Genomic DNA, 13,294 nt, shown 5'->3' on the forward strand with positions numbered 1-13,294 from the left:
GCAGTGCCAACTAAAAAAACCTTGGAGCACCACCTCATGTCCCAGACGTTTTACAAGAAAGGCTTTCTGGCCCTCGCAGTGGCAACTGCGCTGGGTGTTTCTGCGTTTGCTCAAGCCGACCTGAAGATCGGCGTAGCGGGTCCCATGACAGGCGCCAACGCGGCATTTGGCGAGCAGTACATGAAGGGTGCACAGGCAGCGGCTGACGAGATCAATGCCAAGGGTGGGGTCAACGGCGAGAAGATTGTCCTGGTGAAAGGCGACGACGCCTGCGAGCCGAAACAGGCCGTGGCCGTGGCCAACCGCCTGGTGGACCAGGACAAGGTGGCCGGGGTGGTCGGGCATTTCTGTTCTTCTTCGACCATTCCGGCTTCCGAGGTGTACAGCGATGCCGGGGTGATTGCCATCACTCCGGGCTCCACCAACCCCCAGGTCACCGAGCGCGGCCTCTCCGCGATGTTCCGCATGTGCGGGCGTGACGACCAGCAGGGCATCGTCGCCGGCGACTACATCGTCGACGTGCTCAAGGGCAAGAAAGTCGCGGTGCTGCACGACAAGGACACCTACGGCCAAGGCCTGGCGGATGCGACCAAGGCGCAGCTGACCAAGCGCGGTGTGACCCCGGTGCTGTATGAAGGCCTGACCCGTGGCGAGAAGGACTTCAGCGCCGTGGTGACCAAGATCCGCGCCGCCGGCGCCGATGTGGTGTATTTCGGCGGCTTGCATCCGGAAGCCGGCCCGCTGGTGCGCCAACTGCGTGAGCAGGGCCTGAAGGACGTCAAGTTCATGTCCGACGACGGCATCGTCACCGACGAGCTGGTGACCACCGCCGGTGGCCCGCAGTACGTCGACGGCGTGTACATGACCTTCGGCGCCGACCCGCGCCTGCTGCCGGACAGCAAGGCGGTGGTGGATGCGTTCCGCAAGGCCGGCACCGAGCCTGAAGGCTACACCCTGTACGCCTACGCTTCGATCCAGGCCCTGGCCGCCGGCTTCGGCGGTGCCAAATCCAACAAGGGCGAAGACGCCGCCAAGTGGCTCAAGGCCAACCCGGTGAAAACCGTGATGGGCGAGAAGTCCTGGGACGCCAAGGGCGACCTGAAGATCTCCGACTACGTGGTCTACCAGTGGGACAAGGACGGCAAGTACCACCAGCTGGAAAAACAGAAGTGACATGAGTCCGTCCGGGTCGGCACCACCCCCTGGTGTCGGCCCGTGCTCGTGCAGTACTTGCCTTTTTTCGTAGAGCTGCACAACGGACGTGTTGCGCGGACGGGTGATCCCTGTCCGGCGTTGACGCCCTGTGCCGTCTCTCAAGTCCGTGAGATTGCGTTATGGATGGTATTTTCCTGCAGCAACTGATCAATGGACTGACCCTCGGGTCCGTCTATGGTCTGATCGCCATCGGCTACACAATGGTCTATGGCATCATCGGCATGATCAACTTCGCCCACGGCGAGGTTTACATGATTTCCGCCTACCTCGCGGCAATCAGTCTGGCTCTGCTGGCCTACTTCGGCATCGAATCCTTCCCGCTACTCATTCTCGGCACCCTGATCTTCACCGTGGTGGTGACGGGGATCTATGGCTGGGTCATCGAGCGCGTGGCCTACAAGCCCCTGCGCAACTCCACCCGGCTGGCACCGCTGATCAGTGCCATCGGTATTTCGCTGATCCTGCAGAACTACGCGCAGATCAGCCAGGGCGCCAAGCAGCAAGGGGTGCCTACCTTGCTGGCCGGGGCCTTGAAGGTCGATATCGGCACCGGCTTCGTGCAGCTCACCTACACCAAGATCTTCATCCTGGTGGCGGCGTTCGCTGGCATGGCGCTGCTCACCTACATCATCAAGTACACCAAGCTCGGGCGCATGTGCCGGGCCACCCAGCAAGACCGCAAGATGGCCTCGATCCTCGGGATCAACACCGACCGGGTGATCTCCTACGTGTTCGTCATCGGTGCCGCCATGGCGGCCCTGGCCGGCGTGCTGATCACCATGAACTACGGCACCTTCGACTTCTATGCCGGCTTCGTCATCGGCATCAAGGCGTTCACTGCCGCGGTGCTCGGCGGCATTGGCTCGCTGCCCGGGGCGATGCTCGGGGGGATCATCCTCGGCATCTCCGAATCGCTGTTTTCCGGCTTGATCAACTCCGACTACAAAGACGTGTTCAGTTTCTCACTGCTGGTGCTGATTCTGATTTTCCGTCCCCAAGGCCTGCTGGGTCGCCCACTCGTGGCGAAGGTATAAGTATGTCTGCTGCCAATAAATCGATTGATATCAAAAAGAGCGTTGTCGACAGCGTCCTGGCCGGACTGATCTCGCTGATCGTGTTCGGGCCTATCGTGGGTGTGGTGCTCGACGGCTACAGCTTCAACCTGCAACCGGCGCGCGTCGGCTGGCTGGTGGCGATCGTGATGCTGGGGCGCTTTGCCCTGAGCCTGTTCCTGCAGACCCCCAAGGGCCTGAAGATTCTCCAGGGCTTCGAAAGCACCGGCTCCGGCGTGCATGTGCTCAAGCCGGATTACAAGTCGCGGCTGCGCTGGATCATCCCGGCGCTGATCGTGATCGCCATCGTGTTTCCGTTCTTCGCCAACAAGTACTTGCTGACCGTGGTGATCCTCGGCCTGATCTACGTGCTGCTGGGCCTGGGGCTGAACATTGTGGTGGGCCTGGCCGGGCTGCTGGACCTGGGCTACGTGGCGTTCTACGCCATCGGCGCCTATGGCCTGGCCCTGGGCTACCAGTACCTGGGGCTGGGCTTCTGGAGCGTGCTGCCCCTGGCGGCGATCGCCGCAGCCTTGGCGGGGTGCATATTGGGCTTCCCGGTGCTGCGCATGCATGGCGACTACCTGGCCATCGTGACCCTGGGTTTCGGCGAGATCATCCGCCTGGTGCTCAACAACTGGCTGTCCTTCACCGGCGGGCCCAACGGCATGCCGGTGCCGTCGCCGACCTTCTTCGGCCTGGAGTTCGGCCGCAAGGCCAAGGACGGCGGGGTGCCCTTCCATGAGTTCTTCGGCATGGACTACAACCCCAACCTGAAATTCCTGTTCATCTACATCGTGCTGTTCCTGGTGGTGTTGCTGGTGCTCTACATCAAGCACCGGCTGACCCGCATGCCGGTGGGCCGGGCCTGGGAAGCTTTGCGTGAAGACGAGATCGCCTGTCGCGCCATGGGCCTGAACCATGTGCTGGTGAAACTCTCGGCCTTCACCATCGGCGCCTCCACCGCCGGGCTGGCCGGGGTGTTCTTCGCCAGCTACCAGGGCTTCGTCAACCCGTCGTCCTTCACCTTCTTCGAGTCGGCGCTGATCCTCGCCATCGTGGTATTGGGCGGTATGGGCTCGACGGTCGGGGTGGTGATCGCGGCCTTCGTGCTGACGGTGGCGCCGGAGCTGCTGCGCAGCTTCTCCGAGTACCGGGTGCTGCTGTTCGGCGTGCTGATGGTGTTGATGATGATCTGGCGACCGCGAGGGCTGATCCGCATCAGCCGCACCGGTGTCACTCCACGCAAAGGTGCCCTGGCCGAGAGGAGCGCGTCATGAGCGAATACATTCTCTCGGTTGAAAACCTGATGATGCACTTCGGTGGCATCAAGGCCCTCAGTGACGTCAGCCTCAAGGTCAAGCGCAACTCGATCTTCGCCCTGATCGGCCCCAACGGGGCCGGCAAGACCACGGTGTTCAACTGCCTGACCGGTTTCTACAAGGCCTCCGGCGGGCGCATCGAGCTCAATACCCGCGGCCAGCAGACCAACGTCATCAAGCTGCTGGGCGAACCCTTTCGCGCCAGCGACTTCGTCTCGCCGAAAAGCTTCGCCAGCCGCCTGTACTACAAGATGTTCGGCGGTACCCACCTGGTGAACCGTGCCGGGCTGGCGCGGACTTTCCAGAACATTCGCCTGTTCAAGGAAATGTCCGTGGTGGAGAACCTGCTGGTGGCCCAGCACATGTGGGTCAACCGCAACCTGCTGGCCGGCATCCTCAATACCAAGGGTTACCGCAAGGCCGAAAGCGATGCCCTGGATCACGCCTTCTACTGGCTGGAAGTGGTGGACCTGGTGGACTGCGCCAACCGCCTGGCGGGCGAGCTTTCCTATGGCCAGCAACGGCGCCTGGAAATTGCCCGGGCCATGTGCACGCGGCCGCAGATCATCTGCCTCGACGAACCGGCTGCCGGCCTCAACCCCCAGGAAACCGAAGCGCTGAGCGCGATGATCCGGCTGCTGCGCGACGAGCACGATCTGACCGTGGTGCTGATTGAACATGACATGGGCATGGTGATGAGTATTTCCGACCATATCGTGGTGCTCGACCACGGCAACGTGATCGCCGAAGGCGGCCCCGAGGCAATCCGCAACGACCCGAAAGTGATCGCCGCCTACCTGGGTGCGGACGAAGAGGAACTGGTATGACGCAGACCATCCTCGAACTCAAGGACCTGGATGTGTACTACGGACCGATCCAGGCCCTGAAGAAAGTCTCGCTGCACATCAACGAAGGGGAAACCGTGAGCCTGATCGGCTCCAACGGTGCCGGCAAGTCGACCCTGCTGATGTCGATCTTCGGCCAGCCCCGGGCCGAGTCCGGGCAGATCCTCTACCGCGGCGTGGACATCACCCACAAGTCGTCCCACTACATTGCCTCCAACGGGATCGCCCAGTCCCCGGAGGGGCGCCGGGTGTTCCCCGACATGACGGTGGAAGAGAACCTGCTGATGGGCACCATCCCCATTGGCGACCAGTACGCCAGCGAGGACATGCAGCGCATGTTCGAGCTGTTCCCCAGGCTCAAGGAGCGGCGTACCCAGCGGGCCATGACCATGTCCGGCGGCGAGCAGCAGATGCTGGCCATTGCCCGGGCGCTGATGAGCCGGCCCAAGTTGCTGCTGCTGGACGAACCGAGCCTGGGCCTGGCGCCGATCGTGGTGAAACAGATCTTCGCCACCCTGCGTGAGCTGGCGGCCTCCGGCATGACCATCTTCCTGGTGGAGCAGAACGCCAACCATGCACTGAAGCTGTCGGACCGGGCCTATGTGATGGTCAACGGCGAGATCCGCCTCAGCGGTACCGGGCAGGAGCTGCTGGTCAACGAGGAGGTGCGCAACGCCTACCTGGGCGGCCACTGATCGCAATCGTTGTGGATAAGCCACGCCCCGGCGGGATGACCGCCGGGGCGTTGGTGTTATCCACAGCATGGTTTTTTCGCAAGCCGCCCCCCGCGATCCACCGTTTATTCCCCGGGGGCGGTCGAGGAGCCCTGGAGGGCGTCGGACAATTGTGGAAAACATTCTTTGCAAGCTATCAAAACGCGGCATAAAGACGCTGCAAACAGTTGTTTTTCCACTGTTTTGACTTGTCCCCGTTTGCTGTGGAGCGGGCTGTGGGTAACGTGGGAGTAGCTGGCTGGACGCCTTGATCCACGTGGCCTGCAGGCGATTGATTGTTTTTTGAGCAGTGGTTTTTGTGGAGGCTCAAGGTGCGCTTGTCAACCTTTTTATTGTCGCAGGCGTACCCGAAAAAGGGCTGGGACAAGGCTGTGGATAACTCTGTGGTTAAACTCTGGAAAGACGGCCCTGAGCAGCGTAGTTACTGGCCTCTGGCCTTATCGTCCTTGACCGCTCGGTCATCTTTTACCGGGGTGGCTGCATGGACCCACGGTCGGGGTCAAGCAAAAAACTTCCGTTGAACCAGCGCAAGCCCTGTGGATAGCGGCTTGCAGCCGTTTGCACTTGCCCCCAAAGACTGTGGACCGGCCTGTGGATAAGGTGCGCGCATATGGCTGCGGGCCACGTCATGCGTGGCTTGGCGCCTGGTGAGCATTTTTTGTACAGCCCGGCAGCGGGTGCGAGGGGGATTCGCGACGCTTTACGGCCAAAGGCGCGGTTGCCGCTAAGAGCCGGCCCGGGCATGCTGCGAAGCGTTTTTTATTGATTCGGCGGCTGGCCATCCAGCAAGGAGAACACCATGACTTCCACACTGTTCATCACGGGCGCGACCTCTGGTTTCGGCGAAGCCTGCGCTCGTCGTTTTGCCGAGGCCGGCTGGTCGCTGGTGCTTACCGGTCGTCGTGAGGAGCGTCTCAATGCCCTGTGCGCGGAGCTGTCCAAGCAGACCGAAGTGCACGGCCTGGTGCTCGATGTGCGGGACCGCAAGGCCATGGAGGCGGCAATCGCCAACCTGCCACCGTCCTTCGGCACACTGCGTGGCCTGATCAACAATGCCGGCCTGGCCCTGGGCGTCGACCCGGCGCCCAAGTGCGACCTGGATGACTGGGACACCATGGTCGACACCAACATCAAGGGCCTGATGTACAGCACCCGCCTGCTGCTGCCACGGCTGATCGCCCACGGCCGCGGTGCCGGGATCGTCAACCTCGGTTCCATCGCCGGCAACTACCCATACCCGGGCAGCCACATCTATGGCGCGAGCAAAGCCTTCGTCAAACAGTTCTCCCTGAACCTGCGCTGCGACCTGCAGGGCACGGGCGTGCGGGTGACCAACATCGAACCTGGCCTGTGTGAAAGCGAATTCTCCCTGGTGCGCTTCGCCGGCGACCAGGCGCGCTACGACGCCACCTACGCCGGTGCCGAACCTATCCAGCCCCAGGACATCGCCGAGACCATCTTCTGGGTCATGAACACCCCGGCCCATATCAACATCAACCGCCTTGAACTGATGCCGGTCAGCCAGACCTGGGCCGGGTTCGCCATCGAGCGCAACGCCAAGCCCTGAAGCTTGCGCGGCGCCTGCAGCCCCGGCGGGATCCGCGCGGCCGGGCGCTGGCGCCGAGTGTTGCCCGGGGCCAAAAGGCGCTCTCGCCGGACCGGCGCCACGAAGCTCCGGCCCGGTGGCGACGGCTTGCCATCCACTGCGGATTGCAAGGCAATCGGGAAGCAGGCTTGGCGGCAGGCGCTACAGTTGGTTGTACTCGGAAATAAATAAGCTGATTCGTTTCAGCTTACGCTCAGCCTTGGCAGGGTAGAATTCCGGCCCGAAATTTCGCTGTCGCCTCACACGGGGCGCTGTCTTCGAAGTTCGCTAGGAGGAATCGTGAGTAACCGAGGTGAGCAGGCACTGCTCAAGCAATCCACCGTACTGATGTTCGCCGTGGCGATCGCCGGTATCGTCACGGGGTTCGTTTCCGGATCCCAGTCCATCCTGTTTGATGGATTCTTTTCGCTGATCGCCACCTTCATCAAGGTCCTGATGCTGATCACGGCCAAGTTGATCGCCAAGGAAAGCAACCAGCGCTTCCAGTTTGGTTTCTGGCACCTGGAACCCATGGTGCTGCTGATCGAAGGCAGCTTCCTGCTGCTGATCGCCATCTATGCGTTTCTCAACGGGGTGTTCGGCATCATCAACGGGGGCCGGGAGATCGAGTTGGGCCTGGTGATCCTCTACGCCGCAGTGTTCACGGTGGTGGAGTTCGCCTACTTCTTCTACGTGCGCCATCGCAACCGCACCCTCAAGTCGTCACTGATCCAGTTCGACAACATCAGCTGGCTGGTGGACGCGATGCTTTCGGTGGGGCTGCTGGTGAGCTTTGTCACCGCCCTGCTGCTCAAGCAGTACGGTCATGGCGAGTGGGCGGCCTATGTCGACCCGGCGATCCTGATCCTGCTGGCCCTGAGCATGCTGCCGCCGGCGTTGAAGATTCTCCGCCCGGCACTGCGCGATGTATTGGGCATGGCCCCTGACCAGCTTGATGACAAGGTGCGCACGGTCATGGAAGAGGCCAGGCAGGCGCATGGCTTTGACGATTACATTTCCTATGTGCAGAAGCACGGTCGGGCGCGTTTCATCGAGATCCATATCGTGCTGCCGGCGGACTATCCGTTGCAGGATGTGGCCACTCTGGACCGGTTGCGCGAGGAGATCTCCAGCCGGCTCGGTGAGGCCGATGCGGCCCGCTGGCTGACCATCAGCTTCACTGGCGACCGCAAGTGGATTGCCTGAAGCCTGAAGGCCTGGTGGCCGCTCGGTTGCTCAACCGAGCGGCCGGGGCCTGGCTCAGGCGAAGTACTGCGCCAGCCCGTGGTAACAGGTGAGCAGATGGTAGGGCGTGGTTGATGGCATGTCCCGCCGGCTGACTGCGCCGCTGGCATCCAGGCACTCGTTCCAGCCCCGGTCATGCAGGAAGTGGGTCTTCAGCGCCAGCAACTGGCGTTGCAGGGCTTCCTGGCTGTGGGGGCGCAGGGTCAGGGCGCGCAGGTATTCGGCCTGGGCCCAGATGCGCTGGGTGGCATCCAGGGGCGGCTGCGTCGGGGGCAGGGTGAGCATCGCGACCACTGCACCGCTGTGGGGGGCCACGCCTTGCTGTTCGGTGTAGGCGAAGGCTCGCTCCAGCGATGCATGCAGCGGGCTGCCCCGCAGCAAGGCTGAAGATTGCAGCAGGAAGAACCATTCGAACTGGTGCCCTGGTTCGAACCAGTTATCCACAGCCCCAAGGGGTTTCTCCAGCATCAGGCCCTGGTCCGGTTCGATGAAGTTGTCTTGCATTGCTTCGCACAGCCCCAGCAGGTCGGCTTGTACTTGCGCATCCTCGCGTACTGCCAGGGTTGCAAGGAACGCCTCGGCCAGGTGCATCAGCGGGTTCTGCAGAGGGCCGGAGCCCAGGGGCGACCAGTCCTGTTCGAGGCTCGCCTCATACAGCCGGTCTGCACTGGCAAAGCGCTGGGACACGACTTCCAGGGCGGCATTGAGCACCGACTCCACCAGCGGTTCGCGGACCTTGTCCCAGTAGTGGGCGCAGGCAAAGATGATGAACGCGTGGGTGTAGAGGTCCTTGCGCCGGTCCAGCGGAGCAGCTTGCGCGTCGATGCTGTAGAACCAGCCACCGTGCTCGGCATCGTGGAAGTGCCGTTGCAGGGAGCGGAACAGGGCGGCGGCGCGTTCGGCAGCGAAGGGGGCTGCCGGGTCGCCGATCAGTTGAGAAAAGACATACAACTGGCGCGCGCAAGCCATGGCCCGATAACGCTGTGGCGGCAGCGGTTGGTGCTCGCCGTCCAGGGCTTCGTAAGGCAATGCCAACTGCGGATTCCAGCCTGGACCCAGCCACAAGGGCACGATCACCTCTTGAAAATGCTGGTGCACGGCTCGAAACAGAGCCTTCGATTCAGGCGAGAAGGTGAGGTGGGCTACATCGGGCATTGGCTGGCGTCGTCACGGCAGGTTTGAATGCGCGACATGTTAACAGAGAAGGTCCCGGGGATTGCTTCCCCGGCACCGGCCGGCCAGCGCCGACTTGTTGCGCTGCACCGGCCGGCCCGAATGGCTCAGCCTGCCAGCAGCCACACACCGGCGGCGGCGGAGGCGGCGCCGGCTACGCGCACCAGTGGTGCGGCAGCCCGGGGCAGGACCCGCACCACACCGTAACCGGCGGCGTGCAGGGCGGCGGTGGCGGCGACAAAGCCTGCGGCGTAGGCCCAGGGGCTGGACATGTCCGGCAGCTCAAGGCCGTGGGCCACGCCATGGAACAGGGCAAACAGCGCGGTGGCGGCCACCGCCAGGCTCAACGGCGGGCGTACCGCCAGGGCCACGGCCAGGCCCAGGGCCAGGACAGAGGCGGCAATGCCGCTTTCCAGGGCCGGCAGGTTCAACCCCTCGAACCCCAGCAGGCCGCCGATCAGCATGGTGCCGACAAAGGTGCAGGGCAGCGCCCAGCGCGCCGCGCCTTGCTGCTGCGCGGCCCACAGGCCGACGGCAACCATGGCCAGCAGGTGGTCGAGACCGCCGATGGGGTGGCTGATGCCGGCCATCAGGCCATTGTCACCATGGCCCGGGTGGGCGAAGGCCAGGGCTGGGGTCAGCAGCAGGGCCAGGGCCCCGAGGATTCGGTTCAATGTCATGGGTGGGCTTCCTTGTTGAGTTTTAAGCGTTGCTCTCAGGCCGCGGTCAGCAGGCCCTGGCGTTCGATGAAGGCGATGATTGCTTCCAGACCCTGGCCGGTCTTCTGGTTGCTGAAGACAAACGGCTTGCCGCCGCGCATGCGCTGGGTGTCGCTGTCCATCATTTCCAGGGAGGCGCCCACCAGTGGCGCGAGGTCGATCTTGTTGATCACCAGCAGGTCGGATTTGCAGATGCCCGGACCGCCCTTGCGCGGCAGCTTGTCGCCGGCAGAGACATCGATCACGTAGATGGTCAGGTCCGAGAGTTCAGGGCTGAAGGTGGCCGAGAGGTTGTCGCCACCGGACTCCACCAGGATCAGGTCGAGCCCCGGGAAGCGTCGGTTCAACTGGTCCACCGCTTCCAGGTTGATCGAGGCGTCTTCGCGGATTGCGGTGTGCGGGCAGCCGCCGGTTTCCACCCCGATGATCCGTTCCGGTGCCAGGGCCTGGTTGCGCACCAGGAAATCGGCGTCTTCGCGGGTATAGATATCGTTGGTAACCACCGCCAGGTTGTAGCGCTCGCGCAGGGCCAGGCACAGGGCCAGGGTCAGGGCGGTCTTGCCGGAGCCCACCGGGCCACCGATGCCGACGCGCAAAGGTTGTGCGTTCATGAGTTTCTCCTAGGAACGGAACAGGCGGCTGTACTGGCGCTCGTGGGCCATGCTCGCCAGGGACAGGCCGAAAGCGGCGCTGCCGTAGTGGTGGGGGTCAAGGTTGGCGGCGTGCCCTTGGGCCTGCTGCAGCAGGGGAAGCAGCTCGCTGGTCAGGCGCTGGGCCGCTTGCTGGCCCAGGGGCAGGGTTTTCATCAGTACCGCCAGCTGGTTTTCCAGCCAGCTCCAGAGCCAGGCGGCCAGCGCGTCTTCGGGGCGCATGCCCCAGGCGCGCGCCGCCAGGGCCCAGCCCAGTGCCAGGTGCGCTTCGTCCTGGCGTGCCAACAGTTCTCGGGCAGGGGCATCCAGTTCCGGCAGGCCTTCGAGCAATTGCTTGAGGGAATAGCCCATTTGCCGGCTTTCCTGGTACAGCTCGCGGGTCTCGCGGCTGGCCCGATGCTCATCACAGAGTCGTTGCAGCGCGGCCCAGTCCTGATCGGCGGCGGCCTGGCAGTGGGCCAGCAACAAGGGCGCTTCAAAGCGCGCCAGGTTGAGCAGCAACTGGTCTCTGAGCCAGTGTCGGGCGCTCTCGGGGTCATTCACCCGCTGTTGCTCCACGGCCATCTCCAGGCCTTGGGAATAGCTGTAGCCGCCAATCGGCAGCTGCGGGCTGGCCAGGCGCAACAGGGCCCAGGCGGGGTTCATGGGCGGACGCCGAACTGGTGCAGGCGTGGCGGGTAGTTGAAATCCTCATCGCCGTGGCGTGAATGGTGGTGACCACCGCCATAGGCGCCGTGCTCGGGCTGGAAAGGGGCTTCGAGGGTTTCGGTGGTGGCACCCAGTTGCTCGAGCATGGCCTTGAGCACGTAGTCGTCCAGCAGCCGCAGCCAGCCGTCGCCCACTTGCAGGGCCACGTGGCGGTTGCCCAGGTGATAGGCGGCGCGAGTCAGTTCGAAGGCGTTGCGGCAACTGACATGGAGCAGGGTTTCGGGGCGGGCGCAGACCTTGACGATGCGCCCGTCTTCGGCCTGGAGAAATTCGCCATCGTGCAGTGGCGGCTGGCCACGCTCCAGAAACAGGCCGACGTCTTCGCCGTCGGCACTGAAACAGCGCAGACGGCTTTTGCTGCGGGCCTCATAGGTGAGGTGCAGTTCGGCAGACCAGGTGGCTTGGGGATCGGTCCTGCGGTGAATCACCAGCATCGGTAAGCTTCCAGCTATGAGCGATACACAAGCCAGAGCAAGGGCCTTGCCAATCACTCGGTGGAAAAGAAAATCCCTTTAGGCACCCGTATCTGCGCCTGAAAATGGGGCAGAACTCTGTTTTATCTTGTTACAAATTGGGCGCTGAACAGATTTATAGCACTGACTTGGTGCAGGCGAAATGCTTTTTGCTGCAACAAGGTGCTGTGCCGAGGGTTGGCGCAAAGGTGCAACCCAGAGCAGGGCGTGGGGATTGGGAGGGGGGGGCCTACTCGGTGCTGCCGAGGCCTTGCCAATGTTTCAGGCCGATGAAGATGAAGCGCAGTTGCTGGGTGATCTTGGCCTGGGGCGTCAGGTGATCGGGCAGGGCCTGGGCGGGGGGATCGATGATGTCCGGCAGGGTGGCGAACACGCTTTTGACGATCAGGTCGGCCATCACGCTCAGGTCGGCGGCATTCAGGTGCTGCAGCTTGGGCATCAGGGTCAGGTCGGTGGCCAGGTCCGCACTGATGTTCTCGCGCAAGTGGGCGATCGCTTGGCGCACCGGCAGCGAACCGCCGTATTGCTCACGAGCGAGGAACAGGAATTGCCCGCGCTTGGCCTCCACCACATCGAGGAAGATGCGCACCGAGGCATCGATGATGCCGCCCATGACGAATTCATTGTGGCGCACCAGGCGCAGGGTTTCGCGAAAGGTCTGGCCAACTTCGCTGACCAGCTCCAGGCCCAGTTGGTCCATGTCGCTGAAGTGCCGATAAAAACCGGTGGGCACGATGCCGGCGGCTTTTGATACTTCCCGCAGGCTCAGGCTGCCGAAACCACGGCCACACTCCATCAGGTGCCGGGCGGCATCCATCAGGGCGTTGCGGGTCTGTTGCTTCTGTTCGGCGCGGGGCAGCATCGGCGGGTGAATTCTTGGCTCAATGGGAGCGGCGCACTCTAGCAAATCAGCTTTGCCGGAGTCGAACTGGCGTCAGGACAGTGCAGGGGGGAAGGCGGGGGAAATACAGCACCCATGAAAGTCAAAGCCCGATTCGGTGATCGGGCTTTTTTCCAGGGCCGTCATGGCCTTAGCTCGCAGCTTGATGACGTTCGGCCAGGCGATCGGCACCGCCTTCGGCAACAGTCTGACCTTGTGGAGTGCGGCTGTAGCCGTCTTCAACCAGGCCTTTCTCTTCGAGGCGATCGCGGCCGCCTTCGGCAACAGTCTGGCCTTGTGGGGTACGGCTGTAGCCGTCTTCAACCAGGCCTTTCTCTTCCAGGCGATCACGGCCGCCTTCAGCTACGTTTTGACCTTGTGGAGTGCGGTCGTAGCCATCTTCGGCAACGTTCTGGCCTTGTGGGGTGCGATCATAGCCGTCTTCGGCAACGCTCTGGCCCTGTGGAGTGCGGTCATAACCGTCGGCAGCGACTTTGTTGCGTTCGATCAGGCGATCCGAACCACCTTCGGCCAGGGTCTGGGTGAACACGCTGTGGCTGGCCTTGACCTGTGGAGTGGCTTGCTCGGCTGCAGGCAAGGCGAAGGCGTTGGCAGCCAGGATCGATAAGGTGAGGCTCAGTAGGATGTGGCGTTTCATGATGGGTTGCTCCTTGGGAGGGCGATAAACTGGGT

The 13,294-nt window shown here is 63.0% G+C and carries 14 protein-coding genes; 7 read left to right on the forward strand and 7 right to left on the reverse strand.

Going from position 1 to position 13,294, the window contains the following annotated elements:
- Positions 1 to 36: 36 nt before the first annotated feature.
- The 7 genes from U873_RS0123110 to U873_RS0123140 all read left to right on the forward strand — a co-directional run bounded on the left by U873_RS0123110 (position 37) and on the right by U873_RS0123140 (position 7,959).
- Positions 37 to 1,173, forward strand: coding sequence for a branched-chain amino acid ABC transporter substrate-binding protein (locus U873_RS0123110; protein ID WP_025130495.1), 1,137 nt, complete (start codon positions 37 to 39; stop codon positions 1,171 to 1,173).
- 161 nt (positions 1,174 to 1,334) lie between these two features.
- Positions 1,335 to 2,249: a branched-chain amino acid ABC transporter permease gene (locus tag U873_RS0123115; protein WP_025130496.1), complete on the forward strand. Its 915-nt coding sequence runs from the start codon at positions 1,335 to 1,337 to the stop codon at positions 2,247 to 2,249.
- A 2-nt stretch (positions 2,250 to 2,251) separates the two neighbouring features.
- Entirely contained in the window at positions 2,252 to 3,547 is a 1,296-nt protein-coding gene (gene livM / locus U873_RS0123120) for a high-affinity branched-chain amino acid ABC transporter permease LivM (protein ID WP_025130497.1), read from the forward strand.
- Entirely contained in the window at positions 3,544 to 4,416 is an 873-nt protein-coding gene (locus tag U873_RS0123125; protein WP_025130498.1) for an ATP-binding cassette domain-containing protein, read from the forward strand. Before livM ends, U873_RS0123125 begins: the two co-directional genes overlap by 4 nt.
- Positions 4,413 to 5,129: an ABC transporter ATP-binding protein gene (locus U873_RS0123130; RefSeq protein ID WP_025130499.1), complete on the forward strand. Its 717-nt coding sequence runs from the start codon at positions 4,413 to 4,415 to the stop codon at positions 5,127 to 5,129. The genes U873_RS0123125 and U873_RS0123130 overlap by 4 nt, the downstream gene beginning before the upstream one ends.
- 838 nt (positions 5,130 to 5,967) lie before the next feature.
- The gene (locus tag U873_RS0123135; protein WP_025130500.1) at positions 5,968 to 6,735 is read left to right on the forward strand and encodes an SDR family oxidoreductase; all 768 of its coding nucleotides are present in this window, start codon (positions 5,968 to 5,970) and stop codon (positions 6,733 to 6,735) included.
- A 318-nt stretch (positions 6,736 to 7,053) separates the two neighbouring features.
- Positions 7,054 to 7,959 carry a cation diffusion facilitator family transporter gene (locus tag U873_RS0123140; protein ID WP_025130501.1) on the forward strand — a complete coding sequence of 302 codons (906 nt, stop codon included), beginning with the start codon at positions 7,054 to 7,056 and terminating at the stop codon, positions 7,957 to 7,959.
- Positions 7,960 to 8,013: 54 nt separating this feature from the next.
- Here the strand turns inward: U873_RS0123140 and U873_RS0123145 are convergent, their stop codons facing one another.
- The 7 genes from U873_RS0123145 to U873_RS0123175 all read right to left on the reverse strand — a co-directional run bounded on the left by U873_RS0123145 (position 8,014) and on the right by U873_RS0123175 (position 13,259).
- Entirely contained in the window at positions 8,014 to 9,153 is a 1,140-nt protein-coding gene (locus tag U873_RS0123145) for an AGE family epimerase/isomerase (RefSeq protein ID WP_025130502.1), read from the reverse strand.
- A 125-nt stretch (positions 9,154 to 9,278) separates the two neighbouring features.
- On the reverse strand, positions 9,279 to 9,851 hold the full coding sequence (locus U873_RS0123150) for a HupE/UreJ family protein (RefSeq protein ID WP_025130503.1): 573 nt from the start codon (positions 9,849 to 9,851) through the stop codon (positions 9,279 to 9,281).
- 35 nt (positions 9,852 to 9,886) lie between these two features.
- A complete protein-coding gene (gene ureG, locus U873_RS0123155) occupies positions 9,887 to 10,501 on the reverse strand; it encodes an urease accessory protein UreG (RefSeq protein ID WP_025130504.1) in 615 nt (204 codons plus the stop codon).
- 9 nt (positions 10,502 to 10,510) lie between these two features.
- The gene (locus tag U873_RS0123160) at positions 10,511 to 11,185 is read right to left on the reverse strand and encodes an urease accessory protein UreF (RefSeq protein WP_025130505.1); all 675 of its coding nucleotides are present in this window, start codon (positions 11,183 to 11,185) and stop codon (positions 10,511 to 10,513) included.
- Positions 11,182 to 11,682 carry an urease accessory protein UreE gene (gene ureE / locus U873_RS0123165; protein WP_025130506.1) on the reverse strand — a complete coding sequence of 167 codons (501 nt, stop codon included), beginning with the start codon at positions 11,680 to 11,682 and terminating at the stop codon, positions 11,182 to 11,184. The genes U873_RS0123160 and ureE overlap by 4 nt, the downstream gene beginning before the upstream one ends.
- A gap of 268 nt (positions 11,683 to 11,950) precedes the next feature.
- The gene (locus U873_RS0123170; RefSeq protein ID WP_025130507.1) at positions 11,951 to 12,583 is read right to left on the reverse strand and encodes a TetR family transcriptional regulator; all 633 of its coding nucleotides are present in this window, start codon (positions 12,581 to 12,583) and stop codon (positions 11,951 to 11,953) included.
- 169 nt (positions 12,584 to 12,752) lie between these two features.
- The gene (locus U873_RS0123175) at positions 12,753 to 13,259 is read right to left on the reverse strand and encodes a hypothetical protein (protein WP_025130508.1); all 507 of its coding nucleotides are present in this window, start codon (positions 13,257 to 13,259) and stop codon (positions 12,753 to 12,755) included.
- Positions 13,260 to 13,294 lie beyond the last annotated feature (35 nt).

Source organism: Pseudomonas sp. PH1b, assembly GCF_000633395.1.
GTDB lineage: Bacteria > Pseudomonadota > Gammaproteobacteria > Pseudomonadales > Pseudomonadaceae > Aquipseudomonas.

Coding starts and splice junctions, on each gene's coding strand:
- U873_RS0123175 (WP_025130508.1), bottom strand. CDS start 13,259: ATGAAACGCCACATCCTACTGAGCCTCACCTTATCGATCCTGGCTGCC.
- U873_RS0123150 (WP_025130503.1), bottom strand. CDS start 9,851: ATGACATTGAACCGAATCCTCGGGGCCCTGGCCCTGCTGCTGACCCCA.
- ureE (WP_025130506.1), bottom strand. CDS start 11,682: ATGCTGGTGATTCACCGCAGGACCGATCCCCAAGCCACCTGGTCTGCC.
- ureG (WP_025130504.1), bottom strand. CDS start 10,501: ATGAACGCACAACCTTTGCGCGTCGGCATCGGTGGCCCGGTGGGCTCC.
- U873_RS0123115 (WP_025130496.1), top strand. CDS start 1,335: ATGGATGGTATTTTCCTGCAGCAACTGATCAATGGACTGACCCTCGGG.
- U873_RS0123145 (WP_025130502.1), bottom strand. CDS start 9,153: ATGCCCGATGTAGCCCACCTCACCTTCTCGCCTGAATCGAAGGCTCTG.
- U873_RS0123170 (WP_025130507.1), bottom strand. CDS start 12,583: ATGCTGCCCCGCGCCGAACAGAAGCAACAGACCCGCAACGCCCTGATG.
- U873_RS0123125 (WP_025130498.1), top strand. CDS start 3,544: ATGAGCGAATACATTCTCTCGGTTGAAAACCTGATGATGCACTTCGGT.
- livM (WP_025130497.1), top strand. CDS start 2,252: ATGTCTGCTGCCAATAAATCGATTGATATCAAAAAGAGCGTTGTCGAC.
- U873_RS0123135 (WP_025130500.1), top strand. CDS start 5,968: ATGACTTCCACACTGTTCATCACGGGCGCGACCTCTGGTTTCGGCGAA.
- U873_RS0123160 (WP_025130505.1), bottom strand. CDS start 11,185: ATGAACCCCGCCTGGGCCCTGTTGCGCCTGGCCAGCCCGCAGCTGCCG.
- U873_RS0123130 (WP_025130499.1), top strand. CDS start 4,413: ATGACGCAGACCATCCTCGAACTCAAGGACCTGGATGTGTACTACGGA.
- U873_RS0123110 (WP_025130495.1), top strand. CDS start 37: ATGTCCCAGACGTTTTACAAGAAAGGCTTTCTGGCCCTCGCAGTGGCA.